The organism is Pelomonas sp. Root1444 (genome assembly GCF_001426885.1).
Taxonomy (GTDB): domain Bacteria; phylum Pseudomonadota; class Gammaproteobacteria; order Burkholderiales; family Burkholderiaceae_C; genus Pelomonas.
In genome coordinates, this window is the sequence record NZ_LMFP01000003.1 from 435213 (window position 1) to 460700 (window position 25488).

Genomic DNA, 25488 nt, shown 5'->3' on the forward strand with positions numbered 1-25488 from the left:
CGACATGGCAAGACTCCTGCGCTGCGCCGCCCTGGCGCTGATGGGCCTCACCAGCGCCGCACTCGCCGCGCCGCCGCCGGCCGAGCTGTTCTACAAGGACGCCGAACTGGTCGACGTGGTGCTGTCGCCGTCTGGCCGCAAGCTGGCGCTGACGACATCCAAGGGTGTGGACCGCCTGGCCCTGGTGGTCATGGACCTGGACCAGGGCGGCAAGCCCAGCGTGGTGGCTCGCTTCAGGGACGGCGACGTGTACGACGCACGTTGGGTGGACGACGACCGGTTGATCTACGGCGTGGTGGACACCTTCGATGGCAGCGCGCGCTACAGCGGCGCACCGGGCCTGTTCGCCGTCAACGCCGATGGCAGCAAGTTCCGGCAGTTGGTGCGCCGCCAGTGGAAGCCCGTCATCACCGACGGCACCGTCGACGAGCGGCTGCTCGACTGGAACCACCGCGTGCTGGCCGTGCCGCGCCTGCCCACCGGCGGCAGGAACGACGAGGTCTTGATCGCCGAGTTCTCCACGGCCGAAGACGACACCGAGACGCCGAAGTGGCTCAACACCCGCACTGGGCTGATGCGCAATGTCGGCTTCGTCGAGCCCGCCGGCAGCGTCGGCTGGCTGCCCGACAGCCGCGGCGAACTGCGGGTCGCCTTCACCCGCCAGCAAGGCCGCCGCGCCGCGCTTTGGCGAGCACCCGGCAGCAAGACCTGGACGCCGCTGTTCGAGAGCGACCTGTTGTCCGCGCCGTTCAGCGTCGAGGCGGTCGACGACGCCGGCGGCCTGTATGTCAGCGAGGCGAGTGGCCCTGCCGGCCAGCGGGCATTGAAGCGCTACGACTTCGAGCGCCGCAAACCGCAGGACACGCCCCTGGTCTCGACGCCCGGCTTCGACTTCTCGGGCGACCTGGTCGTCGACGAGACCAACGGCCACGTGCTGGGCGTGCGCCTGCTGGTGGATGCCATGACCAACGCCTGGTTCGACCCGGCGATGAAGGAGTTCCAGGCCCGCGTGGACCGCCTGTTCCCCGGCCAGTCCAACCTCGTCAGCTGCCGCAGGTGCGGCACGCCCGACATGGTGGCGCTGGTGCGCAGCTTCAGCGATCGCGACCCCGGCCGCTTCTACCTGTACCAGGGCAAGCCGAAGGCGGGCGAGAAAGCCTGGATGAGCGTGGGCACGGTGCGCGAGAACCTGAAGCCGGACGACATGGCCATCGTCGAGCTGCAGCGCATTCCCGCACGCGACGGGCTGGAGCTGCCGGTCTGGGTGACGCGCTCGCCGGCAGCGGCGGGGCCGCTGCCGGCGGTCGTGCTGGTACACGGCGGCCCCTGGGCGCGCGGCAACACCTGGGGTTGGGATGCCGATGCGCAATTCCTCGCCTCGCGCGGCTACGTCGTCATCGAGCCGGAGTTTCGCGGCAGCACGGGGTACGGCGACACGCACTTCCGCGCCGGCTTCAAGCAGTGGGGCCAGGCCATGCAGGACGACGTGGCCGACGCGTTGCGCTGGGCACAGAAGCAAGGCATCGCCAGCGACAAGGCTTGCATCGCTGGCGCCAGCTATGGCGGCTACAGCACGCTGATGGGCCTGGCGAAGGATCCGGCGCTGTACCACTGCGGCGTGGCCTGGCTGGCCGTGACCGACCTGGACCTTTACGCCACCGGCTCGTGGTGGATTCAGGACGACATCAGCCGCACGGGCCGCCGCTACACCATCCCCGAAGCGGTGGGCGACGCCGTCAAGGACGCTGCCATGCTGGCCGCCAACTCGCCGGTCAAGCAGGCGGCCCGCATCAAGGCGCCAGTAATGCTGGCCTTTGCCGATGACGACCGCCGCGTGCCGCTGGCTCACGGCGAGCGCATGCGCAAGGCACTGCGCGATGCGGGCAACGAGCCCGTGTGGGTGACCTACGCCGGCGAAGGGCATGGCTTCGGCAACGTGAAGAACCGCATCGACTTCGCGCAGCGCATGGAAACCTTCCTGGCCCGGCACCTGAAGTAGCGATCTTCGGCCGGCTATCGGTCCTTGAAGCCGTTGCCGTGCCGCCGCCATTCCGGCGGCTTCCACAGGTGGGCCAGCCGCATGCCCCAGGTTTTCTCCTGGCGCATGTCGCGGAACATCGCACGCCACTCGTGCGCGTTCAGCCAGAACAGGTTGCGCGTCGGGAACGGGTGTTCCAGCCCGTAGTCCACCGGTTCCTGCTCGGGCACGAACGTGCCGAAGAGACGGTCGAAGACGATCAGCGTGCCGCCGAAGTTGCGGTCGATGTACTGCGGATTGCGGCCGTGGTGGGCGCGGTGGTGCGAGGGGGTGTTGAAGATGAACTCGAACCACGCCGGCATCTTCTTCACCCACGTGGTGTGCACGAAGAACTGGTAGCCGAGGTTGAGCGACAGCGCGAACAGCACCCAGCGCGGCTCGAAGCCGATCCACACCGCCGGCAGGTAGAACAGCCAGTTGCCGGCGACGGGGTAGAACCAGCTCTGCCGCAGCGCCGTGCCGAAGTTCATCTTCTCGGAGCCATGGTGAACGACGTGCGCGCACCAGAACCAGCGGATGCGGTGGCTGGCCCGGTGGAAGCCGTAGTACAGGAACTCGACGAACAGGAACAGCGCGACGAAGCGCAGCGGCGTGACCTCCAGCGTCCACAGGCGGTGGTCGTAGACCCAGCCCATGGCCGGCAACACGAGGACAACCAGCAGGATCAGGTCAGACACCAGATAGCTACCGCCGCTGTTCAGGCTGTCGAAGCTGTCGCGGAAGTCGAAGACGCCAGTCTTGCGAAAGCGCCAGGCCTCCATCGCGAGGAAGACGCCGAAGACGGGCGACAAAATCACCAGCGTCAGATCGCGCCAGTCGCCATGCTGGTGGTAGAGGTCGAGCAGCCAGTCCATGACCGCCATGTTGGCGCGAAACCGGCGCACCCTCTTCACGGTAAAACCCAGGTGGCAGACTGCGGCAAATTACCGCTCGCCATGCGGCGCGGCTCACGTGGGTGACAGCCGCCGGACATTTGCCACACGCCGTGCCGGACGGGGCAGACGGCGCTGTCGTCAGGCCCTAAAGTGCCCGCATCCCGACAGTGGAAACACCCACGAAGTGCGCCACGACCTGAGCAATACCCACCTCCTCATCGGAGGCATCGTGCTGACGCTGGCCGTCCTGGCCGGCCAGGAGTTGTTGCCGACACGCAAGCTGGAATTGACCGCGCCGGGCGCCGTCAGCAACCTGTTCCTGCAGACCTCGTCCGACAACCAGGCGGCCGTGCAATGGATCGATGCCGAGCATTTCCGCTGGAAGTGCCACTACACCGGCTTCGACAAGTACCAGCCCTGTAGCCTCACCTTCATCCTCAGCGGCGACGACCCCGCCCGCGGCCGGGACCTGGGCCGGTTCGACACGCTGGAGATGGACCTGCGCTACAAGGGCCCGTCGTCCTACATCCGCCTGTCCATCCGCAATTTCGACGCGCGGTTCTCGAAGCTGGAGGACGCCAACAGCGCGCGCATGCACTCGGTCAACCTGAGACCGCGCGACATCGAGAAGCCGGTGAGCATCGAGCTCAGCGAGCTGACGGTGCCGGAATGGTGGATCCAGCAGTTCAACCTGGCCCGCGAGTACAACCGCCCCGGCCTGCAGAACGCGACCGCGCTGACCATCGACCTGCCCAGCGACCTCACCGGGCAGGTGCATGAACTGGAGCTGCGCAGCCTGGTGCTGAACGGTGAGTGGATCAGCCGTGACCGGGTCTATCTCGCCATCCTGTGCGGCTGGTTGCTGGGCGCCACGCTGATGGTGACGCGCGGCTGGAGCCAGCTGCGCCAGAGCCACAACCGCCAGCAACGCGAGATCGATGCGTTGACCGTGCGCACGAGCCAGCTGCGCATCGAGCAGGAGAAGCTGCGCCGCCTGGCCACCATCGACGAGCTGACCGGCGTGTTGAACCGGCGCGGCCTGGAGCAGTCGCTGGAGGACTTCGAGGCCGCGGCTCAAGGCATGACGCTGGTGATCCTGGACATCGACCACTTCAAGCACGTCAACGACCGCCACGGCCACGACTGCGGCGACGAGGTGCTGCGGCGCATCGCCGCCGTCGTCGCGGGCAACCTGCGCGCCAGCGACGTCTTCGGCCGCTGGGGCGGCGAGGAGTTCCTGATCGCCTGTCAGGGCACGCGCATCCGTGACGCGGCCCGCCTGGCCGAGAAGCTGCGCGAGCGCGTGCAGCAGAGCAACATCGACAGCGCCGGTGGCCGGGTCGCCGTGACGGCCAGCTTCGGCGTGGCCCTGGCACCGCCCGGCGGCTCCACGGCCGACGCCCTCAAGCGCGCCGACGCGGCGCTCTACCGGGCCAAGGACGCAGGTCGCAACCGCGTCGAGATGGACCGCACGCTGCAAAGCGAGGCGCCGACGACGGTCTGAACCCCGGGCCCACCGCGTGCGATTCGACCTGAGCACCCCCAGGAGCCTGACGGCGGGCATCGCGCTGACGCTGGCGGTGCTGGCCGGTGTGGAGCTGCTGCCGGCGCGGACGCTGGACCTGAAGGGCCCGGGCATCGCCCGCGGGCCCTATCTGATGACGGTCGCCGACCCCGACAACCAAACCTCGTTGCGCTGGCTCGACGCCGCGAAGCAGCGGCGGTTGCGCTGCCATTACACCCGCCTCGAGACCTACATGGGTTGCGGCCTGACCTACGTGCTCAGCGGGAATGACCCCAGCCAAGGGCGCGACCTGAGCCACTTCGACAGCATCGAGGTCGACCTGTCGTACAAGGGCCCGTCGCCGTTCGTGCGCCTGGCCGTGCGCAATTTCGACCCACGCTTCTCCAAACCCGACGACATCAACAGCGCGCGCTTCCATTCGGTCAACCTGCGGCTGCGCGACATCGGCACGCCGGTGCGGGTGGACCTGAACGAGCTGACCGTGCCCGATTGGTGGATCCACCGGTTCGACCTGGCGCGCGAGTACAACCGGCCGGGGTTGCAGAACGCCGTCAGCGTGGCCATCGACGTGATCATGGTCCAGCCGGGCCAGGTGCACGAGCTGGAAGTGCGCCGCATGGTGCTCAAGGGCCAGTGGGTCAGCCGGGACCAGGTCTACCTGGGCATCGTGGTGGCCTGGCTGCTGGCCGCCAGTGTGATGGCCCTGCGCGGCTGGACGCGGCTGCGCCAGCGCTACAACCGCCAGGCTCGCGAGATCGACGCGCTGACGGCGCGCACCCGTCAGCTGCGCATCGAGCAGGAGAAGTTGCGCCGCCTGGCGACCATCGACGAGCTGACCGGCGTGTTGAACCGGCGCGGCCTGGAGCAGTCGCTGGACGACCTCGAGGCCGCGGCGCAGGGCATGACCCTGGTGCTGCTGGACATCGACCATTTCAAGCGCATCAACGACCGCCACGGCCATGACCGCGGCGACGAGGTGCTGCGGCGCATCGCTGCCGTCGTCGCCGCCAACCTGCGCGCCAGCGACGTCTTCGGTCGCTGGGGCGGCGAGGAGTTCCTGATCGCCTGCCAAGGCACGCGCATCCGTGACGCCGCCCGGGTGGCCGAGAAGCTGCGCGAGCGCGTGCAGCAGAGCAACATCGACGGGCCCGACGGCCGCATCGCCGTGACCGCCAGCTTCGGCGTGGCCCTGGCGCCGCCCGGCGGCTCCACGGCAGACGCCCTCAAGCGCGCCGATGCGGCGCTCTACCGGGCCAAGGAAGCCGGTCGCAACCGGGTCGAGACGGACAAGACGCAGCAGAGCGACTCGCCAACGACGGTTTGAGCGCTCGCTGTGGCTGCGGCCACCTCAGTGCACGACGCGGTCGAAGCTGAACTCGCCGCCGTCCACGTCGACCGGGATCAGGTCCTTGGGCCCGAACTTGCCCTCCAGGATGAGCTTGGACAGCGGGTTCTCGACGCGCTGCTGGATGGCCCGCTTCAGCGGCCGCGCACCGAACACCGGGTCGAAGCCGACCTTGGCCAGTTCATCCAGCGCGGCTTCGCTGACGTCCAGCTTCATCTCCAGCTTGTCCAGGCGCGCCTCGAGCTGGCGCAGCTGGATCCTGGCGATGGACTTGATGTGGTCGGCGCCCAGCGCGTGGAAGATCACCGTTTCATCGATGCGGTTCAGGAACTCGGGTCGGAAGTGGCTCTTGACCTCGCCCCACACCGCCTCGCGGATGACGTCGTCTCCCTGCCCCGACAGCGCCATGATGTGCTGCGAGCCGAGGTTGCTGGTCATCACGATGACGGTGTTCTTGAAGTCCACCGTGCGGCCCTGGCCGTCGGTCAGGCGGCCATCGTCCAGCACCTGCAGCAGCACGTTGAACACGTCCGGGTGCGCCTTCTCGACCTCGTCCAGCAGCAGCACCGAATAGGGCTTGCGGCGCACGGCCTCGGTCAGCGTGCCGCCTTCCTCGTAGCCCACGTAGCCGGGCGGCGCGCCGATCAGGCGCGACACCGAGTGTTTCTCCATGAACTCGCTCATGTCGATGCGCACCATGTGGTCTTCGCTGTCGAACAGGAACCCGGCCAGCGCCTTGCACAGCTCGGTCTTGCCGACGCCGGTGGGGCCGAGGAACAGGAAGGAGCCCAGCGGCCGGTTCGGGTCGGAGAGGCCCGCGCGCGAGCGGCGGATGGCGTCGGACACGGCCTGGATGGCCTCGTCCTGGCCGACCACGCGCTCGTGCAGCTTGCCTTCCATCTGCAGCAGCTTCTCGCGCTCGCCCTGCATCAGCTTGGACACCGGGATGCCGGTGGCGCGCGCCACCACCTCGGCGATCTCCTCGGCGCCGACCAGCGTGCGCAGCAGCTGCGGGCGGCTGGCATCGCCGGCCTTGCCGGCCTCCTTGGCCTGCGCGTCGTGCAGCTTCTTCTCCAGCTCGGGCAGCTTGCCGTACTGCAGCTCGGCCACCTTGTTGAAGTCGCCCTTGCGCTTGAGCTCCTCGATCTGCTGGCGAATGCGGTCGATCTCTTCCTTCACATGCGCCGAGCCCTGGGCCTGCGCCTTCTCGGCGGTCCAGATCTCCTCGAGGTCGTTGTACTCGCGCTGCAGCTTCAGCAGCTCTTCCTCGATCAGGCCGAAGCGCTTCACCGAGCCCTCGTCCTTCTCCTTGCGCACGGCCTCGCGCTCGATCTTCAGCTGGATCATGCGGCGGTCCAGCCGGTCCATGGCCTCGGGCTTGGAGTCGATCTCGATCTTGATCTTGGCCGCGGCCTCGTCGATGAGGTCGATGGCCTTGTCGGGCAGGAAGCGGTCGGTGATGTAGCGGTGGCTCAGCTCGGCCGCGGCAATGATGGCCGGGTCGGTGATCTCCACGCCATGGTGCACCTCGTACTTCTCCTGCAGGCCGCGCAGGATGGCGATGGTCGCCTCCACGCTGGGTTCGTCGACGAGCACCTTCTGGAAGCGCCGCTCCAGCGCCGCGTCCTTCTCGACGTACTTGCGGTATTCGTCCAGCGTCGTCGCGCCGATGCAGTGCAGCTCGCCGCGCGCCAGCGCGGGCTTCAACATGTTGCCCGCGTCGATGGCGCCCTCGGCCTTGCCGGCGCCCACCATCGTGTGGATCTCATCGATGAAGAGGATGGTCTGGCCTTCGTCCTGGGCCACCTCCTTGAGCACGCCCTTGAGGCGCTCCTCGAAGTCGCCGCGGTACTTGGCGCCGGCCAGCAGCAGCGCCATGTCCAGCACCAGCACACGCTTGTTCTTGAGGGAATCCGGCACCTCGCCATTGATGATGCGCTGCGCCAGTCCCTCGACGATGGCCGTCTTGCCGACGCCCGGCTCGCCGATCAGCACGGGGTTGTTCTTGCTGCGGCGCTGCAGCACCTGGATGGCGCGGCGGATCTCCTCGTCACGGCCGATGACCGGGTCCAGCTTGCCCTGGCGGGCGCGCTCGGTCAGGTCCAGCGTGTACTTCTTCAGCGCCTCGCGCTGGCCCTCGGCCTCGGCCGAATCGACCTTCTGGCCGCCGCGCACCGCCTCGATGGCGGCCTCCAGCGCCTTGCGCGTCAGGCCGTGCCCCCGCACCACGCCGGCCAGGTCCGTCTTGGCGTCGGCCAGCGCCAGCAGGAACATCTCGCTGGCGATGAACTGGTCGCCGCGCTTGGTGGCCTCCTTCTCGGCCGCCTGCAGCAGCGCCACCAGGTCGCGCCCGGCCTGCACCGTCTGGCCCGCGCCGCTGACCTGGGGCAGGCCGGCGATGAGGCCGTCCAGCGCCATCTTCAGCGCGGGCGCCCGGACGCCGGCGCGCTCCAGCAGCGCGCCGGGGCCGTCCTGCTGGGCCAGCATGGCCGACAGCACGTGGACGGGCTCGATATAGGGGTTGTCGCGGCTCAGGGCCAGGCTCTGGGCCTCGCCCAGGGCTTCCTGGAAACGGGTGGTCAGCTTGTCGGCACGCATGGTGTAGGGGTCTGTTAACGCTACGGGAGTAGGTCGCGAAGGCCATCTGCCAGGGGCCAATCAAGGCGCATCGCGCAGCCCGCATCGATATGCGGGCCAGCGGTGCAACGCCGAGTGGCCCCTGGCAGATGGCCTTCCCTTCGGGTTGTGACCAGAAAGCCCGCGCGCGGCGTTGCACATCCTCGCCGGGTAGCCAACCCGGCTCCGGTGTGCGCCTTGCTCGCCGGCCTTCTGGTCACAACGCGGCCTGCTCCCGTAGCGTTAACAGGCCCTTTTCCTCCGGTTGCGAAGCCAAGTGGGCGCCCGGACGCGCTTTTCAAGTTGCGCTAAATCAAGGACTGAACCACTTTCATCCCCAGCCAGGCGGCAAAAAGCGCTCCCAGCACATGGGCCAGCGTGTGCGCGGCCGCCATGCCGAAGTCGCCGTGGCGCAGCAGCGCCAAAGATTCGCCCGAGAAGGCCGAGAAGGTCGTCAACCCGCCCAGGAAGCCGGTCACCAGCAAGAGTTTCAGCAACTCGTTCGGCTGGCGGCCGAACCATTCCAGCGCCATGCCGATGAGCAGCCCGCCGACCAGGTTGACCAGCAGCGTGCCCAGCGGGAACCCGGCCCAGCGCGTGTTGAACATCACGCCGGCCTGCCAGCGCGTCAGCGCGCCCAGTGCCGCGCCAATGGAGACGGCCAGCGCGTTCATGCCGCGTTCCCGCCCGAAATGCCCCAGCGCGCCAGCGCCTCGTCGTCCGCCACGCGGGCGTCCACCCAGTGCGCGCCGTCGGGCGTGTGTTCCTTCTTCCAGAACGGCGCCTGGGTCTTGAGGTAGTCCATCAGGAACTCGCAGGCCTGGAACGCCTGGCCGCGGTGGGCGCTGGTGACCAGCACCAACACGATCTGGTCGCGCGCATCGAGCCGGCCCACGCGGTGGATGACCTTGGCGGCGCGGATGTCGAAGCGCGCCAGTGCCGCGTCCACCATCGCCTCGATGGCCGCCTCGGTCATGCCGGGGTAGTGCTCCAGCTCCATGGCCGACACGGCCGCGCCGCTGCTGTGCTCGCGCACGGTGCCCACAAAGGCGACGACGGCGCCGACGCCGCCATCATCAAGGCGCAGCGCGTCCGCTTCCTTGCTGAGATCAAAGTCCGTCGTCTGGATGCACACTCTGGCCATGGCACAGATTCTCGCCTCCACGCGCGGTGAGATTCACCAGTTTGGCGCGCGATGCGCCGCTGGCGCGCCGCATACTGCGCGTCGTTTTATTACCTAGACCGCTTGCGGGACCCATATGGCTCTGATGGATTTCATCAAGAAACAGTTCATAGACGTCATCCAGTGGACGGAAGACGGTGACGGCACGCTGTCGTACCGCTTCCCGATGTCCGGCATGGAAATCCAGAACGGCGGCCAGCTCGTCGTGCGCGAATCCCAGGTGGCCGTCTTCGTCAACGAAGGCCAGGTCGCCGACGTCTTCGGGCCCGGCACGCACAAGCTGACGACGCAGACCCTGCCGGTGCTGACGTACCTGAAGAACTGGGACAAGCTGTTTGAGTCGCCCTTCAAGAGCGACGTCTACTTCTTCAGCACGCGCCAGCAGATCGACCAGCGCTGGGGCACCAGCCAGCCGGTGTCCATCCGCGACAAGGATTTCGGTGCCGTGCGCATCCGCGCCTTCGGCAACTACGCCTACCGCATCCAGGACCCCAAGGCCTTCCACACGCAAATCTCCGGCACGCGCGAGCGCTACACGGTGCAAGAGCTGGAAGGCCAGTTGCGCGGCCTGATGCTGCAGCACATCAGCGACGCCGTCGCCGGCAGCGGTACGCCGTTCCTGGACCTGGCGGCCAACCAGGTCGAGTTCGCCGCGGCGCTCAAGGAAGCCACCGCGCCGGCCTTCGCGGCCCTGGGCCTGGAGCTGCTGTCCGTGACGATGCAGAACGTCTCGCTGCCCGAGGAACTGCAGAAGATCCTCGACCAGCGCATCGGCATGGGCATCATCGGCCAGAACATGGGCCAGTTCATGCAGTACCAGGCCGCGCAAGCCCTGCCCGAGATGGCCAAGGGCGCCGCAGGCGGCGGCAGTGGCATTGCCGGCGAGGCCATCGGCCTGGGTGCCGGCGTGGCGCTGGGCCAGACGCTGGCGCAGACGCTGGGCCAGGGCCTGGCCGGCGTCGGTGCCGCCGCGCCCGCGCCGGCGGCCAGCAAGCCTGAAGACATCGTCTCGCTGCTGGAGAAGCTCGGCGACCTCAAGGCCAAGGGCATCCTGACCGACGAGGAATTCGCCGCCAAAAAAGCGGACCTCCTGAAGAAACTTGGCTAGGGCCTGTGAACACTACGGCAGCAGGCCGCGTTGTGGCCAGTAAGCCCGCGAGCAAGGCGCGAAACGAAGCTTGGGTAGGCCCCAAGCGAGGCTTCGCAACGCCGCGCGCGGGCTTACTGGCCGCAACCCGCAGGGAAGGCCATCCGCCAGGGGCCACTCCGCGTTGCACCGCTTGCCCGCGTATCAATGCGGGCGGCGCGTTGCGCCTTGATTGGCCCCTGGCGGATGGCCTTCGCGGCCTACTGCCGTAGTGTCCACAGGCCCTCAGGCGCCAGCCGCCCAGCGCCGCTGGCGCGCCGCCTGCCCCAACTGCGGCGCGCCGGTCGAGTTCGCCAGTGCGGCGTCGCGCAGCGCCGTCTGCGGCTTCTGCCGCAGCACGCTGCTGCGTGACGGCGAGACGCTGAGCCAGATCGGCCAGAGCGCCGAGATCTTCGAAGACTATTCGCCGCTGCAGCTCGGCGCCACCGGGCGCTGGATGGGCAGCGGCTTCGCCGTCGTCGGCCGCGTGCAGCGCGGCTCCGAGCTGGGCAACTGGAACGAATGGCATCTGCTGTTCGACGCCAGTGGTGACACGCCGCGCGTGGCCTGGCTCAGCGAGGACAACGGCCAGTTCGTGCTCAGCCTGGAGGCGCCGCTCACCGAGGCGCCGCCGCCCGAACCCCAGGTCGGCGCTCCGCTGACGCTGGCGGGCCAGCGCTGGCAGGTGGCCGCCGTGGTGAACGCTGCCGTGCGCGCCGCGGAGGGCGAACTGCCGCGCCCGCCCAGGGCGGGCCGCGTCGTCGAGCTGCGCAACGCACAGGACGAGGTCGGCAGCCTGGAGTTGCGCGAGGACGGCACGCCGGTCTGGTCGGTCGGCCGCGCGGTGCAGTTGGCCGAGCTGGCCCTGCAAGGCCTGCGCACGACGGCCGAGGGCGAGTCCGTTGCTGAAGGCCGTTTCGCCGGCCGCAGCATCGCCTGCCCGAACTGCGGCTCGCCACTGGAACCCAAGCTGTCGCAGACCAAGAGCATGGTCTGCGCGCAGTGCCAGGCCGTCGTCGACCTGCCCGAGGGGGACGCCAAGGCGCTGGGTTTCACCGCCCAGAGCCCCGATACGGCGCCGCTGATCCCGCTGGGCCGCACCGGCACGTTGACGGTCGAGGGCGAGAAGGCGCAGGCCTGGCAGGTGGTCGGCTACCTGGGGCGCTGCGACATCCCGGATGACACCGAGGACGAGCAGAGCTTCTGGCGCGAGTACCTGCTCTTCAACCGCCTGGCCGGCTTTGCCTTCCTGGTCGACACCAACGAAGGCTGGAGCCTCGTGCGCACGCTGACCGGCGCGCCGACGCAGTCGCGTGCCGGCACCCAGTGGCAGGGCCGGGCCTACGAGAAGCGCTGGACCTACCAGGCCAAGACCACGCATGTGCTGGGCGAGTTCTACTGGCCCGTGCGGCTGGACGACCGCGTCGAGGTCACCGATTACGCCAGCGCCGACGGCCAGTACCTGCTGAGCCGCGAACAGCAGGGGCCGGAAGTCACCTGGAGCGTCGGCCGCACGCTGCCGGCGGAGGCGGTGCAGAAGGCCTTCGGCCTGACCGCGCCCGCGGCCCAGTTCGGCCGCGATGCCTCGGCCTTCAAGAACAGCGGTGCCAAGCTGCTGGTCTACATCGTCGTCGGCCTGTTCCTGATGGTGATCATCGGCACGCTGATCCGCGCCTGCTCCAGCGACGACTGCCAGCAGTACAAGAACAGCTTCGGCGAAAACAGCAACGAATACCGCCAGTGCCGCGCCAACACGCGCGGCAGCGGCGTCTACATCCCCAGTGGCGGCAGCTATGGCGGCTACAGCAGCGGTGGCGGCAGCCACAAATAGGAGAACCTCATGACCCTCGACTGGCTCAAGCCCGAAGTCATCCTCGGCACGACGATGTACGCCGTCATCGGCGTCTTCATCTTCTGGATCTCGTTCGTCATCGTCGACAAGATCACCCCCTACAAGCTGTGGGAGGAGCTCGTCGAGCACAAGAACGTGGCGCTGGCCATCGTGGTCGGGGCGATGTGCCTGTCCATCGGCAACATCGTCGCTGCGGCGATCCATGGCTGACCACGACCTCGCGGCGCTGACGACCAACGCGCACGAAGACTGGACGCTGTTCGCCGTGCGCCTGCACGACAAGCCGGGCAGTGCGGCGCTGCGTCGGCAGCTCCTGCAAGCTCATCTCGAATGGGTGGCTGCGCATGGAGACGCGCTGCGCGCCGCCGGCTCGCTGCGGGAGTCGCCCGAGGCGACGCCGGTGGGCGGCCTGTGGGTCGTCCGCGCTCCGGACCGGGCGGCCGTCGAGGCGCTGATCGCGACCGACCCCTTCACCACTGGCGGCCTGCGCGCCGGCTGGGACATCTTCTTCTGGAGCAAGGCGCTGCCCCAGCCGGTGTCGTTCTGACGTGAGCGCCGACACGCCCACGGCCAAGCACGGCCCCAGTCTGGCCGAGCTGCTGCTGCTGGCCAGCGTCTTCGTCATCGCCGCCTGCGGCCTGGTCTACGAGCTGGCCGCGGGCGCGCTCGCGAGCTACCTGCTCGGCGACTCGGTGCTGCAGTTCTCCACCGTCATCGGCGTCTACCTGTTCGCGATGGGGCTGGGCTCCTGGCTGTCGCGCTTCGTCGAACGCCAACTGGTCGGCGTGTTCCTGCAGGTGGAGCTGCTGGTCGGCGTCATCGGCGGGCTGATGCCGGCGGCGCTGTTCGTCGTGCACAGCCTGCTGCCGCCGGGCGAGGCCACCGTGTTCCGCGTGCTGCTGTATGCGCTGGTGCTGCTGGTCGGCACGCTGGTGGGGCTGGAGATCCCGCTGGTCATGCGCATCCTGAAGCGCCACTTCAGCGCGCGCTACGGCCTGAAGGACCTGGTCTCGCAGGTGCTGACCTTCGACTACCTCGGCGCCCTGCTCGTGGCCCTCGCCTTCCCGCTGGTGCTGGTGCCGCACCTGGGCCTGGTGCGCACCGGCGTGGCGTTCGGCCTGCTGAACGTCGTCGTCGCCGTCTGGGCGCTGTGGCTGTTCCGCGCGGAACTGCGCGCCCGGGCGTCGCTGACGGCGGCCTGCACCTTCTCGTTCGCGCTGCTGCTGGCCGCCCTGCTCGGCGCCGAGCGGCTGACGACCTGGGCCGAGGACCGTTTCTACGGCGAGGACATCGTCTTCAAGCAGAGCAGCGCCTACCAGCGCATCGTCGTCACCGAAGGCCGCGCCGGCACGCGGCTGTTCCTGAACGGCAACCTGCAGTTCCATTCCAAGGACGAGTACCGGTATCACGAGTCGCTGGTGCAGCCGGCAATGGCCGCCCACGGCGCGCCCAAGCGCGTGCTGGTGCTGGGCGGCGGCGACGGCATGGCCGTGCGCGAGGTGCTGCGCCATGCCAGCGTCGAGCAGGTCACGCTCGTCGAGCTGGACCCGCTGATGACCACGCTGTTCCGCGAGTCGCCCAAGCTCGCCGCGCTCAACGGCCATGCGTTGTCCAGCCCCAAGCTGCGCATCGTCAACGCCGACGCCTTCGGCTGGCTGGAGCAGCAGGCCGAGACCTTCGACGTCATCGTCATCGACTTCCCCGACCCGTCCAACTTCGCCCTCGGCAAGCTCTACACGGCCAGCTTCTACGAGCTGGTGGACCAGCACCTCAGCGCGGGCGGCTATGCCGTCGTGCAGACCACCTCGCCGCTGATCGCGCGGCGCAGTTTCTGGACCGTCGTCACCACCATCGAGTCCGTCGGCCTGACGGCGACGCCCTATCACGCGCACGTGCCCAGCTTCGGCGAATGGGGCTTCATCATCGCGTCGCGCCGGCCCTTCCGCCCGCCGACGCAGTTCCCGCCCGGCTTGCGCTTCATCACGCCCGCCAGCCTGCCGGCACTGCTGGACTTCCCGCCCGACATGGCGCGCGTGCCGACCGAGGTGAACCGGCTGTCCAACCAGGTGCTGGTGCAGGAATTCGAGGCCGAGTGGGGCAAGGTGCACTGACGCCCGGGAGCGCCGTTTGCCAGCGGAGCCGATCGTCGGCCTGTCGCGCCGATGCCCGGAGCTGCCCATGCCAACCACCTCCCAAGCCCTCGGTCCGACGGTCGTGCCCACGACGCCCCCCGACACCGATGGCAGCAACGTCGACAGCGTCTACCAGGCGCTACTGCAGGGCGTCGGTCACGAATTCGTCACGGAGGCCAATGTCCAGGCGCTGATTCAGCGTGCCGAGGCGGACCGGCATCCCGTGCTGGCAGCCGAGCTGCGCGAGTGGCAAGCCCCTTGCGGCTGATACCGCGCCGCGCAGGCGCGCCGCTTGCCGGCCGGTGAGCTTTACAGCAGCGAGAATCCGGCGCGCTTTCGCCGCTGCTGCCTTTGACCGTCCGCGCCACTCGTCATCTCCATCCTCCCGGCCTGCATCGCCGCGCGCTGCTGCTCGGCCTGCTGGCCGGCGGCTGCACACCCGACGCGCCGGCGCTGCAAGGCGGCTGGGTCGGCACCCATCCTGAGCGCGGCCACCGCCTGCGCAATGAGGTGCCCAAGGCCGAGGGGCCGCTGCGCAAGACCGGCGTGCTCATCGTCGGCGCCGGCATCGCCGGGCTGGCCTGCGCCCGCGCGCTGGCGCGGCAAGGGGTGGCCGACTTCGCGCTGCTGGACCTGGAAGACCAGGCCGGCGGCAACAGCCGCGCGCACCACCTGGGCGGCACGCCCTGCCCGCTCGGCGCGCACTATCTGCCGCTGCCCGGCCCGGATGCCCGCGAAGTGCAGCAGTTGCTGGCCGAGCTGGGCCTTTCGCGCCAGGTGCTGGGCCGCACCGAGTGGGACGAACGCCACCTGTGCCACAGCCCGCAGGAGCGCCTGTTCATCGACGGGGCCTGGCACGAAGGCCTGTTGCCGCCCGCCGAGGACGCGTCCACCCGCGAGCAGTACCGCCGCTTCGCCGCGGCCGTCTCCCAGGCCCAGCGCGACGCAGGCTTTGCGATGCCGACCCGCCGCGCGCGCTGGACCGCGGCGCACGCCGGGCTCGATGCCCAGACCTTCGCCACCTGGCTGGACCGCCAAGGCCTGACGGACGCAAGGCTGCGCTGGTACCTCGACTACTGCTGCCGCGACGATTTCGGCGCCAACGTGGCCGGCGTCTCGGCCTGGGCCGGCCTGCACTACTTCGCGAGCCGCCACGGCTTCCACGCACCGGGCGACGACACCGCCGAGCGCGAGCCCGTGCTGACCTGGCCGGAGGGCAACGGCTGGCTGTCCGCCCGGCTGGCCGAACCGCTGCGGGAGCGCCTGCACCTGGGCCGCAGCGTGCTGCGCGTGACCGAGCAGAAGCACGGCGTCGAGCTGCTGGCCTGGAACGAGGCGGCCGGCGCGCCCGAGCGCTGGCAGGCCCGCGCCGTCGTCATGGCCACGCCCCTCTTCATCGCGAATCGCCTGCTCGCTGCGCCGCCCGACGCGTTGCGCGACGCCGCCGGACAGTTGAGTTATTCCCCCTGGCTGACCGCCAACCTGCTGCTGCGCGAGCCCTTGTTGATCCGCCCCGGCGCGCCGCCGGCCTGGGACAACGTGCGCTACGGCACGGGCGCGCTGGGCTACGTGGACGCGCGCCACCAGTCGCTGGACCCGCTGCCCCGGCCGCCGCTGCTGACGGCCTACTTCGCGCTGCCGGCGACCCAGCGGGGCGAGCTGCTGCGCCAACCTTGGCAGCACTGGGCACGCTGGGTCACCGGCGAGATGGCCCAGACGCACCCGGACCTGCCGGGCAAGCTGGAACGCATCGACCTGTGCCGCTTCGGCCATGCGATGAGCATCCCGACGCCGGGCCTGCGCGGCTCGGCGGCGCTGGCCGCGCTGAACGAGGCGCGCGGCCGCGTCGTCTTCGCGCACGCGGACCTGGCGGGGTATTCGGTGTTCGAGGAGGCCTACACGGCCGGCGTGGAAGCCGCGGCGCGGATCAGGCTTTGACGGCTGACCGAGACCGGCGCGAAGGCGTCGATCAGCGCGCGCATCAGTGCCTCGGCCTTGGCGCTGTTGTCCGCGCCGTAGTTGCAGACATAGACATCCAGCGTCACGCCGCCCAGCTCGGGCCAGGTGTGGATGGCCAGGTGGGATTCGGCCAGCAGCACGACGCCGGTGATGCCGCTCTGCGCGTCGGCGGGCGCGAAGCGGTGGAAGAGTTCCGCGACGCCGGTGAGGCCCGCCTGCGCGACGGCCTCGCGGCACAGCACCGCCAGCGCCTCGCCGTCGCGCATCACGGCCAGCGCCGGGTCGACGCCGCGCAGGTCCGCCGTCAGGTGCAGGCCCTTCATGCGCCGCCGCGCCGCCCCAGCGCGGGTGAGCCACAGCGAGCGTGGGGGCCCGAGTTCATCCGCCGGTGACGGGAGGGAAGAAGGCGAGCTCGTCGCCGTCCGACAGCAGCGCGGATTCGGTGCACATCTTCTGGTTCAGCGCCGAACGCACCGCGCGGCCCGGTGCCAGCGCCTCGGCATGCACGCCACCGCGCGCCTGCAAGGCCATGCGTGCCGCGGCGACGGTGCTGCCTTGCGGCAGCTCGAGCGCCTCGCCCTCGCCCAGCTTTTCGCGCAGCGACGCGAAGAAGCGCAGCTTCACGGTGACCGTCATGCCAGCAACTCCGCGAATGGGATGAAGCGCACCGCATCGCCGATCTTGATCGCTTGGCCGGCCGGGTTGTCGAGCAGGCCGTCGGCCCAGAAGGCCGAGGTGAGCACGCCGCTGCTCTGGTTGGAGAACATCGCCAGGCCGCCGGCCTCGTCCAGCCGCACGCGCAGGAACTCGCGGCGCTTGTCGGGCTTGGGCCAGTCGAAGCCTGCCGCCAGCCGGTAGCCGCGCGGCGCCAGCCGCGTAGCACCCTGCAGCTTGAGCAGCGCCGGCCGCACGAGGACCAGGAAGGTCACGAGGCTGGACACCGGGTTGCCGGGCAGGCCGACGAAGTGCGCGTCCCGGACACGACCGTAGGCGAACGGCTTGCCCGGCTTGATCGCGATGGCCCACAGGTCCAGCCGGCCCTCGGCCTGCACGGCGGGGCGCAGGTGGTCCTCCTCGCCGACCGAGACGCCGCCCGAGGTCAGGATGACGTCGGCACGCGACGCGGCCTCGCGCAGCGCGGCTCGGGTCGCGTCGAGCTGGTCCGGCACGATGCCCAGGTCGACGACCTCGCAGCCCAGGCCCTCGACCAAGGCGCGCAGCGTGAAGCGGTTGGAGTTGTAGATGGCGCCGGGCGGCAGCGGCTCGCCGGGCATGACCAGCTCGTCGCCGGTCGAGAACAGCGCCACGCGCGGACGGCGCGTCACGGTCAACTGCGCGGCGCCGGCCGTGGCCGCTAGGCCCAGCGACACGGCGTCCAGCCGCGTGCCGGCTGGCAGCACGACCGAGCCGGTGCGCACGTCCTCGCCGCGGCGGCGCACATGCTGGCCGGGCTGGATGGGCTGAGTCACGCGCAACCGGCCGTCGACCAACTCGGTGATCTCCTGCATGACGACGGTGTCGGCGCCTTGCGGCACCTGCGCGCCGGTGAAGATGCGCGCCGCCTCGCCCGGCGGCAACGGCGCGGGCACGCTGCCGGCGGGGATGCGCTGCGTCACCGGCAGCAACGCACCGGCGTCCGCCGCACGCAGCGCGTAGCCGTCCATCGCCGAGTTGTCCTCGGGCGGCACATCCACCGGCGAGACCAGGTCCGCCGCCAGCACGCGGCCGCGCGCGTCGGCGGTGGCCAGCGTCTCGGTGCCAACCAGCGGTTCGATCTGCGCCAGCAGCGTGGCCAGCGCGTCGTCGAGGGGGATCAGCGGTTTTCTGGGTTCAGACATGGGCCGCAATGTAGGCCTTCACCTGGTCGACATCGACCGGCATGACCTTCACGCGCTTCGGTCTGTCCTCGATGCCTTCCAGCCCGGCCGGCCGCGGCGGCTCGATGCCCAGCGCCTCGTGGATGGTGGCCGCGAACTTGGCCGGCAGTGCCGTCTCCAGCACCAGCATGGTCACGGCGGGGTCGCGCTGCTCCAGCGCCACCTTCAGGCCGTCGGCGGTGTGCGGGTCGATGACGATGCCGTGCTCGGCATGGCAGCGGCGGATGGTGGCGATGCGGTCGGCATGCGTGCTGCGGCCGGAGCTGAAGCCGAAGCTGGCGATCTCGGCATGCTCGCCGGCCGTCAGCGCGAACTGGCTGCCGCTGAAGTGCTGCTTGACGCGAGCGCCGTCGCGGCCCAGCAGGTCGAACACGAAGCGCTCGAAGTTGCTGGCCTTGGAGATGTCCATGGACGGGCTGGACGTCTCGTGCGTGTCGGCGCTGCCGCGCACGCGGTAGGTGCCGGTGCGGAAGAACTCGTCGAGCACGTCGTTCTCGTTGGTCGCGACAACCAGCTTGGCGATCGGCAGGCCCATCTGGCGCGCGACATGGCCGGCGCAGACGTTGCCGAAGTTGCCTGACGGCACCGTGAAGCTGACCTTCTCGGCGTTGGTCTTGGTCGCCTGGAAGTAGCCGGCGAAGTAGTAGACAACCTGCGCCAGCAGCCGCGCCCAGTTGATGGAGTTGACCGTGCCGATGCGGTGCGCGCGCTTGAAAGCCAGGTCGTTGGACACGGCCTTGACGATGTCCTGCGCGTCGTCGAACACGCCTTCGATGGCGATGTTGTGGATGTTGGCGTCCTGCAGGCTGAACATCTGCGCCTGCTGGAAGGGGCTCATGCGGCCGGCGGGGCTGAGCATGAAGACGTTGACGCCCTTCTTGCCGCGCATCGCGTACTCGGCGGCGCTGCCGGTGTCGCCCGAGGTCGCGCCGAGGATGTTCAGCGTCTCGCCACGGCGGCCGAGTTCGTACTCGAACAGCGCGCCGAGCAGTTGCATGGCCATGTCCTTGAAGGCCAGCGTCGGGCCGTTGGACAGGCCTTGCAGGGCGATGTGGTCGCCCAGCCAGGTCAGCGGCGTGATCTGCTCGGTGCCGAAGACCTCGGCCGTGTAGACCTTGCGCGTGATGGCGTGCAAGTCGTCGGCCGGGATGTCGTCGATGTAGAGCGACAGGATCTCGAAAGCCAGGTCTGCATAGGCCAGGCCGCGCCAGCGCGTCAGCGTTGCCGCATCAACGCGCGGGTAGGTCTTGGGCAGGTAGAGGCCGCCGTCCGGCGCCAGGCCTTCAAGCAGGATGTCGGAGAAGCTGCGCTCGGTCTGGTCGCCACGGGTGCTGATGTACTTCATGTCAGGCTCCGGCTCAGGCCAGTTCTTCCTTGCGGATGCGCACGATGGGCGCGAGCACCGTCGGCAAGCCTTGCATCTTGGCCAGCGCCTCGTTCATGCGGCCTTCGGCGGTGTCGTGCGTCAGGATGATGAGGTCGGTCTGGCGCTCGCCCTCCGCGGACTCGCGCTGGAGCACGGCGTCGATGGAGATGTCGTGCTCGGCCAGGATGGTCGTGATGCGCGACAGCACACCGGCCTGGTCGGCCACGACGAGGCGCAGGTAGAAGGCAGTGTGCACGTCGGCCATCGGCAGCACCGGCGTGTCGCTCATCGCGTCGGGCTGGAAGGCCAGGTGCGGCACGCGGTGATCGGGGTCGGCGGTGGCCAGGCGAGTCACGTCCACCAGGTCGGCCACGACGGCCGACGCGGTCGGCTCGGCGCCGGCGCCCTTGCCGTAGTACAGCGTCGTGCCGACGGCATCGGCCTGCACGACGACGGCGTTCATCGCGCCTTCCACGTTGGCGATGAGGCGGCTCGACGGGATCAGCGTCGGGTGCACGCGCAGCTCGAAGCCGTTCTCACGGCGGCGCGTGATGCCCAGCAGCTTGATGCGGTAGCCGAGCTGCTCGGCATACTTGATGTCGGTGGCCTGCAGGCTGCTGATGCCCTCGACGTGGGCCTTGTCGAACTGCACCGGCACGCCGAAAGCGATGGCGCTCATCAGGGTCAGCTTGTGGGCCGCGTCCACGCCTTCGATGTCGAAGGTGGGGTCGCTCTCGGCATAGCCCAGGCGCTGGGCCTCCTTCAGCACGGTGACGAAGTCCAGCCCCTTGCCGCGCATCTCCGACAGGATGAAGTTGGTGGTGCCGTTGATGATGCCGGCGATCCACTCGATGCGATTGGCCGTCAGACCTTCGCGCAGCGCCTTGATGATGGGGATGCCCCCAGCCACGGCCGCTTCGAAGGCGACGACGACGCCCTTCTCGCGCGCGGCCTCGAAGATCTCCGTGCCGTGCAGCGCCAGCAGCGCCTTGTTGGCGGTGACGACATGCTTGCCGTTGGCGATGGCCCGCAGCACCAGCGTGCGCGCCGGCTCGATGCCGCCGATCAGCTCGACGACGATGTCGATGGCCGGGTCGTCGACCAGTTGCTGCGGGTCACCGACGCAGGGCACGGCGTCTCCGACCTGGGCCTGGTAGGCCTTGGCGCGTTCGGCATTGCGGGCCGCCACCATCGCGATCTCGATGCCCCGCCCGGCGCGGCCGCGAATCTCGGCCTGGTTGCGCTGCAAGACGTGGAAGGTGCCGGCACCGACGGTGCCGAGGCCGATGAGGCCGACTTGGATCGCTTTCATTGCAGGGCTCTCAGGACAACGGGAAATCAAGAGGAATGGCGACGGCGATAGCCGGCCAGGAAACGGTCGATGCGGCCGACAGCCTCGCGCAGGTCATCCACGTTCGGCAGGAAGACGAGGCGGAAGTGGTCGTGCGCGGGCCAGTTGAAACCGGTGCCCTGGACGATCAGCACCTTCTCCTCCGCCAGCAGCTCGTAGGCGAACTGCTGGTCGTCGGCGATCGGGTAGATCTTGGGGTCCAGGCGCGGGAACATGTATAGCGCGGCCTTGGGCTTGACCACGCTGACGCCGGGGATCTGCGTCAGCAGTTCGTACGCCAGGTCGCGCTGGTGGCACAGGCGCCCGGTCGGCGCGACGAGATCCTTGATGCTCTGGTACCCGCCCAGCGCCGTCTGTATCGCCAATTGACCCGGCGTGTTGGAGCACAGCCGCAGCGAGGCCAGCATGTTCAGGCCCTCGATGTAATCGCGGGCATGGCGCTTCTCGCCGCTGACCACCATCCAGCCCGCGCGGTAGCCACAGGCACGGTAGTTCTTGGACAGGCCGTTGAAGGTGATGAACAGCACGTCGTCGGCGAGCGACGCCATGCTGGTGTGCGTCACGCCGTCGTACAGCGTCTTGTCGTAGATCTCGTCGGCGAAGACGACCAGCTGGTGGCGGCGGGCCAGCTCGATGATGCCCAGCAGCAGGTCGGTCGGGTACAGCGCGCCGGTCGGGTTGTTGGGGTTGCAGACCATGATGCCGCGGGTGCGCGGGCTGATCTTGGCCTCGATGTCGGCCAGGTCGGGCAGCCAGCCGGCGCCTTCGTCGCACAGGTAATGCACCGGGCGGCCGCCGGACAGGCCGACGACGGCCGTGTAGAGCGGGAAGTCCGGTGCCGGGATCAGGATCTCGTCACCGTCGTTGACCAGCGCGTTGATCGCCATCTGGATCAGCTCGGACGCGCCGTTGCCGAGATAGACGTCGTCCACCGTCACGCCCTTGACGCCCTTCTCCTGCGTGTAGTGCACGACCGCCTTGCGCGGCGCGAACAGCCCCTTGCTGTCGGTGTAGCCGCCGGCATCGCCCAGGTTGCGGATCATGTCCTGCACGATCTCGTCCGGCGGTGTCAGGCCGAACACCGCCGTGTTGCCGATGTTCAGCTTGATGATCTTGTGGCCCTCTTCCTCCATCTGGCGCGCCTTGTCCAGCACGGGGCCGCGGATGTCATAGCTGACGCTGGCGAGCTTGCTGGACTTGGCGATGGGCTTCAAAAGGGGCTCCGGCGCAGCGCTGCTGCAGTGCAAAAAAGTCGGGCGAAAGGGGGACCTTGGAGTTTAAGCAAGGGGCGGGCACACGGCCTGCCGATCTGCGCGACACTCGCGGCCGCCTTTTGACTGAATCCCGATGAAGTTCCAGCTCGACGAGCCGCAAGGCGGCAACAGCATCTCCCGCCATGACGCCCGGGGCGTCTGGGTCAATGGCCAGCCGCACACGGCCAGCGTGCTCGTGCCGTGGAAGGGCGAGGTCGTCGCCTGGCCGCCTTCGCGCTTCGAGGAACTTCAACCCGCGCATTTCGAAGCAATCAAGGCCCTGAACCCCGAACTGGTCGTCTTCGGCAGCGGCGCGCGACTGCGTTTCCCGAGCCCGGCCTTGTGGCGCGGGCTGGTCGAGGCGCGCATCGGTTTCGAGGTGATGGACCTCGCCGCAGCCTGCCGCACCTACAACGTACTGGCCAGCGAAGGTCGAAATGTGCTCGCGGCACTGCTGATCGAGGGATGACCTTGCGGCCGGAAGGCCGGGGCGAGGCCTTATAATTGCGGGCTATTGCCTGCGGGCGCCCGCGTGAAATGCTGCACAGCGCTCACGAACCGGGGACCCCGTGAGCCCAACTTGCCGCACCCCCCAATGACGCCTGCGCTCAACAAACCCCTGCCGGAAATTGAGGCTCAAGCCACCGGCGGCGTGAAGTTCACCGGCAACGCCTTCCTGGGCAAGTCGGTCGTGCTGTATTTCTACCCGAAAGACAACACGCCCGGTTGTACCACCGAGGCAATGCAATTCCGCGATCGCCACAAGGACTTCGTGAAAGCCGGTGCCGTCGTGTTCGGCGTCTCGCGCGACAACATGGCTTCGCACGACAAGTTCAAGCAGGCGCTGGAACTGCCCTTCGAGCTGATCGCCGACACCGAAGAAAAGCTCTGCCACATGTTCGGCGTCGTCAAGAACAAGATCATGTACGGCAAGAAGGTCAAGGGCATCGAGCGCTCGACCTTCCTGATCGCCCCGAACGGCATCCTGGTCGGCGAGTGGCGCGGCATCAAGGTCGCCGGCCACGTCGACGAAGTGCTGAAGGCCGTCAAGGGCCTGAAGAAGGAAGCCGCCTGAGCTGCTGAACACGCGTTGTTCTCCGACATCGCGGGGCTCCGCGGCATGTGCATAATCAGCCCATGCCCCGGGTCGAAACCTTGTCTCAGACTTCAAAGCCGCACTCATCCTGTGCGGCTTTTTGCTTTCTGGAGCCTGGATCGCAGGGGGTTCACTTGCCGTCACTCCGCCGTACATGCCACTGCCTAAGCCTCCTGCGCAACGCGCCAGCCGCCTCGATGCCACTGCTTACTCGGCCAACCTGACCCCCAGCAAACCGCGCGCGACACCCCCTGTCGTCGCCCCCGTGACGGCACCGGCGACGCCGGCCCCGGCACCGACAGCCGAAGTGCTGCGCCTCCCGACCCCCGCTTCAAGCCCGGCCGCCGCCAAGCCCGGCACGCCCGCCAAGGCCGCGCCGAAAACGGCCGCCAAGTCGGCCCCGTCCAGGCGCACCCGCAAGGCGGCCGGCGCGGCCAAGCTCTTCGTGCTCGACACCAACGTGCTGATGCACGATCCGATGTCGCTGTTCCGCTTCGAAGAGCACGACATCTTCCTGCCCATGATCACGCTCGAGGAGCTGGACGGGCACAAGAAGGGCATGACCGAGGTCGCCCGCAACGTGCGCCAGGTCAGCCGCGAGCTGGACCAACTGGCCGCCAACCTCAAGAGCAGCAGCATCGAGGAGATGTCCAAGGGCCTGCCGCTGGCGGGCACCGGCCACCGCGAGGCCGAGGGCAACCTGTTCTTCCAGACCGAGCTGATCGACGCACCGCTGCCCCAGGGGCTGCCCCAGGGCAAGGCCGACAACCAGATCCTGGGCGTCGTGCAGGCGCTGCAGTCCCGCCACCCGGGCCGCGAGGTGGTGCTGGTGTCCAAGGACATCAACATGCGCATCAAGGCGCGTGCGCTGGGCCTGCCGGCGGAGGACTACCGCAACGACAAGACGCTGGAAGACTCCGACCTGCTCTACACCGGCGTGCAGGCGCTGCCGAGCGACTTCTGGGACCGCCATGGCAAGACCATGGAAAGCTGGCAACAGGGCAACACGACCTACTACCGCATCAGCGGGCCACTGGTGCCGACGCTGCTGATCAACGAGCTGGTCTACCTGGAGGCGCCCGGCGCGACGCCGCTGTACGCCAAGGTCACCGAGATCACCGGCAAGTCGGCCGTGCTGCGCACGCTGAAGGACTACGGCCACCAGAAGCACGCCGTCTGGGGCGTGACCGCCCGCAACCGCGAGCAGAACTTCGCGCTGAACCTGCTGATGGACCCGGAGTGCGACTTCATCACGCTGACCGGCACGGCCGGCACCGGCAAGACGCTGATGACGCTGGCCGCCGCGCTGGCGCAGGTGTTCGATGACCGCCGCTACAGCGAGATCATCGTGACCCGCGTGACCGTGCCCGTGGGTGAGGACATCGGCTTCCTGCCCGGCACCGAGGAGGAAAAGATGGGCCCCTGGATGGGCGCCCTCGACGACAACCTCGAGGTACTGGCCAAGGGCGGCTCGTCCGCCGGCGAATGGGGCCGCGCCGCGACGAACGACCTGGTGCGCAGCAAGATCAAGATCAAGAGCCTGAACTTCATGCGCGGGCGCACCTTCCTGAACAAGTTCGTCATCATCGACGAGGCCCAGAACCTGACGCCCAAGCAAATGAAGACGCTGATCACCCGCGCCGGCCCGGGCACCAAGATCGTCTGCCTGGGCAACCTCGCGCAGATCGACACGCCTTACCTGACCGAGGGCAGCTCGGGCCTGACCTTCGCCGTCGACCGCTTCAAGGGCTGGGCCCACAGCGGCCATGTGACGCTGGCGCGCGGCGAGCGCTCGCGGCTGGCCGACTTCGCATCCGAAGTGCTTTGATCCGAGGGCCTGCCAAGGCCCACTGATCACGCTACCATTTGCCACCGCGTGCCCTGCCGGCACGCG

23 protein-coding genes are annotated in these 25488 nt (G+C 68.8%); 13 read left to right on the plus strand and 10 right to left on the minus strand.

Annotated features, from left to right (window positions below; all coding sequences use genetic code 11):
• The first annotated feature begins 4 nt into the window (after positions 1-4).
• Positions 5-1999 carry a prolyl oligopeptidase family serine peptidase gene (locus ASD35_RS04815; RefSeq protein ID WP_056873756.1) on the plus strand — a complete coding sequence of 665 codons (1995 nt, stop codon included), beginning with the start codon at positions 5-7 and terminating at the stop codon, positions 1997-1999.
• 14 nt (positions 2000-2013) lie between these two features.
• Here the strand turns inward: ASD35_RS04815 and ASD35_RS04820 are convergent, their stop codons facing one another.
• Complete coding sequence (locus ASD35_RS04820; protein ID WP_235538242.1) at positions 2014-2892, minus strand: sterol desaturase family protein; 879 nt, start codon at positions 2890-2892, stop codon at positions 2014-2016.
• 205 nt (positions 2893-3097) lie between these two features.
• Here ASD35_RS04820 and ASD35_RS04825 point away from each other — a divergent pair, with 205 nt between their 5' ends.
• Together ASD35_RS04825 and ASD35_RS04830 are read left to right on the plus strand one after the other, a co-directional pair.
• Positions 3098-4417, plus strand: coding sequence for a GGDEF domain-containing protein (locus ASD35_RS04825; protein ID WP_056873757.1), 1320 nt, complete (start codon positions 3098-3100; stop codon positions 4415-4417).
• Positions 4418-4433: 16 nt separating this feature from the next.
• Complete coding sequence (locus tag ASD35_RS04830) at positions 4434-5762, plus strand: GGDEF domain-containing protein (protein ID WP_056873758.1); 1329 nt, start codon at positions 4434-4436, stop codon at positions 5760-5762.
• A gap of 24 nt (positions 5763-5786) precedes the next feature.
• On the opposite strand, the gene clpB is transcribed toward ASD35_RS04830, so the two are convergent.
• The 3 genes from clpB to ASD35_RS04845 all read right to left on the minus strand — a co-directional run bounded on the left by clpB (position 5787) and on the right by ASD35_RS04845 (position 9543).
• A complete protein-coding gene (gene clpB, locus ASD35_RS04835; protein WP_056873759.1) occupies positions 5787-8381 on the minus strand; it encodes an ATP-dependent chaperone ClpB in 2595 nt (864 codons plus the stop codon).
• A gap of 326 nt (positions 8382-8707) precedes the next feature.
• Entirely contained in the window at positions 8708-9073 is a 366-nt protein-coding gene (gene crcB, locus ASD35_RS04840; protein ID WP_056873760.1) for a fluoride efflux transporter CrcB, read from the minus strand.
• Positions 9070-9543 carry a molybdenum cofactor biosynthesis protein MoaE gene (locus ASD35_RS04845; RefSeq protein WP_056873761.1) on the minus strand — a complete coding sequence of 158 codons (474 nt, stop codon included), beginning with the start codon at positions 9541-9543 and terminating at the stop codon, positions 9070-9072. Before ASD35_RS04845 ends, crcB begins: the two co-directional genes overlap by 4 nt.
• 115 nt (positions 9544-9658) lie before the next feature.
• Here ASD35_RS04845 and ASD35_RS04850 point away from each other — a divergent pair, with 115 nt between their 5' ends.
• The 7 genes from ASD35_RS04850 to ASD35_RS04880 all read left to right on the plus strand — a co-directional run bounded on the left by ASD35_RS04850 (position 9659) and on the right by ASD35_RS04880 (position 16630).
• Positions 9659-10690 carry an SPFH domain-containing protein gene (locus ASD35_RS04850; protein ID WP_056873762.1) on the plus strand — a complete coding sequence of 344 codons (1032 nt, stop codon included), beginning with the start codon at positions 9659-9661 and terminating at the stop codon, positions 10688-10690.
• A gap of 250 nt (positions 10691-10940) precedes the next feature.
• The gene (locus tag ASD35_RS04855) at positions 10941-12539 is read left to right on the plus strand and encodes a DUF4178 domain-containing protein (protein ID WP_056873763.1); all 1599 of its coding nucleotides are present in this window, start codon (positions 10941-10943) and stop codon (positions 12537-12539) included.
• A 9-nt stretch (positions 12540-12548) separates the two neighbouring features.
• Positions 12549-12770 (plus strand): DUF350 domain-containing protein, encoded by a 222-nt coding sequence (locus tag ASD35_RS04860; RefSeq protein WP_056873764.1) that lies wholly within the window; start codon positions 12549-12551, stop codon positions 12768-12770.
• On the plus strand, positions 12763-13107 hold the full coding sequence (locus tag ASD35_RS04865; protein ID WP_056873765.1) for a YciI family protein: 345 nt from the start codon (positions 12763-12765) through the stop codon (positions 13105-13107). The genes ASD35_RS04860 and ASD35_RS04865 overlap by 8 nt, the downstream gene beginning before the upstream one ends.
• A gap of 1 nt (position 13108) precedes the next feature.
• On the plus strand, positions 13109-14671 hold the full coding sequence (locus ASD35_RS04870) for a polyamine aminopropyltransferase (protein ID WP_056873766.1): 1563 nt from the start codon (positions 13109-13111) through the stop codon (positions 14669-14671).
• 67 nt (positions 14672-14738) lie between these two features.
• Entirely contained in the window at positions 14739-14960 is a 222-nt protein-coding gene (locus tag ASD35_RS04875; RefSeq protein WP_157275383.1) for a hypothetical protein, read from the plus strand.
• An 83-nt stretch (positions 14961-15043) separates the two neighbouring features.
• On the plus strand, positions 15044-16630 hold the full coding sequence (locus ASD35_RS04880; protein ID WP_157275384.1) for an FAD-dependent oxidoreductase: 1587 nt from the start codon (positions 15044-15046) through the stop codon (positions 16628-16630).
• Here the strand turns inward: ASD35_RS04880 and speD are convergent.
• Genes speD through ASD35_RS04910 form a run of 6 tightly spaced genes read right to left on the minus strand, consistent with a single transcriptional unit; the run spans position 16588 to position 22459 of the window.
• Positions 16588-16974 carry an adenosylmethionine decarboxylase gene (gene speD / locus ASD35_RS04885; protein WP_056873768.1) on the minus strand — a complete coding sequence of 129 codons (387 nt, stop codon included), beginning with the start codon at positions 16972-16974 and terminating at the stop codon, positions 16588-16590. The genes ASD35_RS04880 and speD overlap by 43 nt on opposite strands.
• A 55-nt stretch (positions 16975-17029) precedes the next feature.
• Positions 17030-17287, minus strand: coding sequence for a molybdopterin converting factor subunit 1 (gene moaD / locus ASD35_RS04890; RefSeq protein WP_056873769.1), 258 nt, complete (start codon positions 17285-17287; stop codon positions 17030-17032).
• Positions 17284-18489 carry a gephyrin-like molybdotransferase Glp gene (gene glp / locus ASD35_RS04895; protein WP_056873770.1) on the minus strand — a complete coding sequence of 402 codons (1206 nt, stop codon included), beginning with the start codon at positions 18487-18489 and terminating at the stop codon, positions 17284-17286. The genes moaD and glp overlap by 4 nt, the downstream gene beginning before the upstream one ends.
• Entirely contained in the window at positions 18482-19873 is a 1392-nt protein-coding gene (gene thrC, locus ASD35_RS04900; protein ID WP_056873771.1) for a threonine synthase, read from the minus strand. Before thrC ends, glp begins: the two co-directional genes overlap by 8 nt.
• A gap of 13 nt (positions 19874-19886) precedes the next feature.
• Entirely contained in the window at positions 19887-21206 is a 1320-nt protein-coding gene (locus ASD35_RS04905; protein WP_056873772.1) for a homoserine dehydrogenase, read from the minus strand.
• A gap of 26 nt (positions 21207-21232) precedes the next feature.
• On the minus strand, positions 21233-22459 hold the full coding sequence (locus tag ASD35_RS04910) for a pyridoxal phosphate-dependent aminotransferase (protein ID WP_056873773.1): 1227 nt from the start codon (positions 22457-22459) through the stop codon (positions 21233-21235).
• Between the two features lie 133 nt (positions 22460-22592).
• Here ASD35_RS04910 and ASD35_RS04915 point away from each other — a divergent pair, with 133 nt between their 5' ends.
• The 3 genes from ASD35_RS04915 (at position 22593) to ASD35_RS04925 (ending at position 25422) form a co-directional block, all read left to right on the plus strand.
• Positions 22593-22967, plus strand: coding sequence for an Mth938-like domain-containing protein (locus ASD35_RS04915; protein WP_056873774.1), 375 nt, complete (start codon positions 22593-22595; stop codon positions 22965-22967).
• A 126-nt stretch (positions 22968-23093) separates the two neighbouring features.
• The gene (locus tag ASD35_RS04920; protein WP_056873775.1) at positions 23094-23573 is read left to right on the plus strand and encodes a peroxiredoxin; all 480 of its coding nucleotides are present in this window, start codon (positions 23094-23096) and stop codon (positions 23571-23573) included.
• 175 nt (positions 23574-23748) lie between these two features.
• Complete coding sequence (locus ASD35_RS04925; protein ID WP_056873776.1) at positions 23749-25422, plus strand: PhoH family protein; 1674 nt, start codon at positions 23749-23751, stop codon at positions 25420-25422.
• The last annotated feature ends 66 nt before the right edge of the window (positions 25423-25488 follow it).

Excerpts from the sequence above, each read along its gene's own strand:
- ASD35_RS04920 (WP_056873775.1), top strand. The coding sequence starts at position 23,094 with ATGACGCCTGCGCTCAACAAACCCCTGCCGGAAATTGAGGCTCAAGCC.
- ASD35_RS04845 (WP_056873761.1), bottom strand. The coding sequence starts at position 9,543 with ATGGCCAGAGTGTGCATCCAGACGACGGACTTTGATCTCAGCAAGGAA.
- ASD35_RS04865 (WP_056873765.1), top strand. The coding sequence starts at position 12,763 with ATGGCTGACCACGACCTCGCGGCGCTGACGACCAACGCGCACGAAGAC.
- ASD35_RS04925 (WP_056873776.1), top strand. The coding sequence starts at position 23,749 with ATGCCACTGCCTAAGCCTCCTGCGCAACGCGCCAGCCGCCTCGATGCC.
- ASD35_RS04905 (WP_056873772.1), bottom strand. The coding sequence starts at position 21,206 with ATGAAAGCGATCCAAGTCGGCCTCATCGGCCTCGGCACCGTCGGTGCC.
- thrC (WP_056873771.1), bottom strand. The coding sequence starts at position 19,873 with ATGAAGTACATCAGCACCCGTGGCGACCAGACCGAGCGCAGCTTCTCC.
- ASD35_RS04820 (WP_235538242.1), bottom strand. The coding sequence starts at position 2,892 with ATGGACTGGCTGCTCGACCTCTACCACCAGCATGGCGACTGGCGCGAT.
- ASD35_RS04915 (WP_056873774.1), top strand. The coding sequence starts at position 22,593 with ATGAAGTTCCAGCTCGACGAGCCGCAAGGCGGCAACAGCATCTCCCGC.
- crcB (WP_056873760.1), bottom strand. The coding sequence starts at position 9,073 with ATGAACGCGCTGGCCGTCTCCATTGGCGCGGCACTGGGCGCGCTGACG.
- ASD35_RS04850 (WP_056873762.1), top strand. The coding sequence starts at position 9,659 with ATGGCTCTGATGGATTTCATCAAGAAACAGTTCATAGACGTCATCCAG.
- ASD35_RS04860 (WP_056873764.1), top strand. The coding sequence starts at position 12,549 with ATGACCCTCGACTGGCTCAAGCCCGAAGTCATCCTCGGCACGACGATG.
- glp (WP_056873770.1), bottom strand. The coding sequence starts at position 18,489 with ATGTCTGAACCCAGAAAACCGCTGATCCCCCTCGACGACGCGCTGGCC.
- ASD35_RS04815 (WP_056873756.1), top strand. The coding sequence starts at position 5 with ATGGCAAGACTCCTGCGCTGCGCCGCCCTGGCGCTGATGGGCCTCACC.
- moaD (WP_056873769.1), bottom strand. The coding sequence starts at position 17,287 with ATGACGGTCACCGTGAAGCTGCGCTTCTTCGCGTCGCTGCGCGAAAAG.
- ASD35_RS04875 (WP_157275383.1), top strand. The coding sequence starts at position 14,739 with ATGCCAACCACCTCCCAAGCCCTCGGTCCGACGGTCGTGCCCACGACG.
- speD (WP_056873768.1), bottom strand. The coding sequence starts at position 16,974 with ATGAAGGGCCTGCACCTGACGGCGGACCTGCGCGGCGTCGACCCGGCG.
- clpB (WP_056873759.1), bottom strand. The coding sequence starts at position 8,381 with ATGCGTGCCGACAAGCTGACCACCCGTTTCCAGGAAGCCCTGGGCGAG.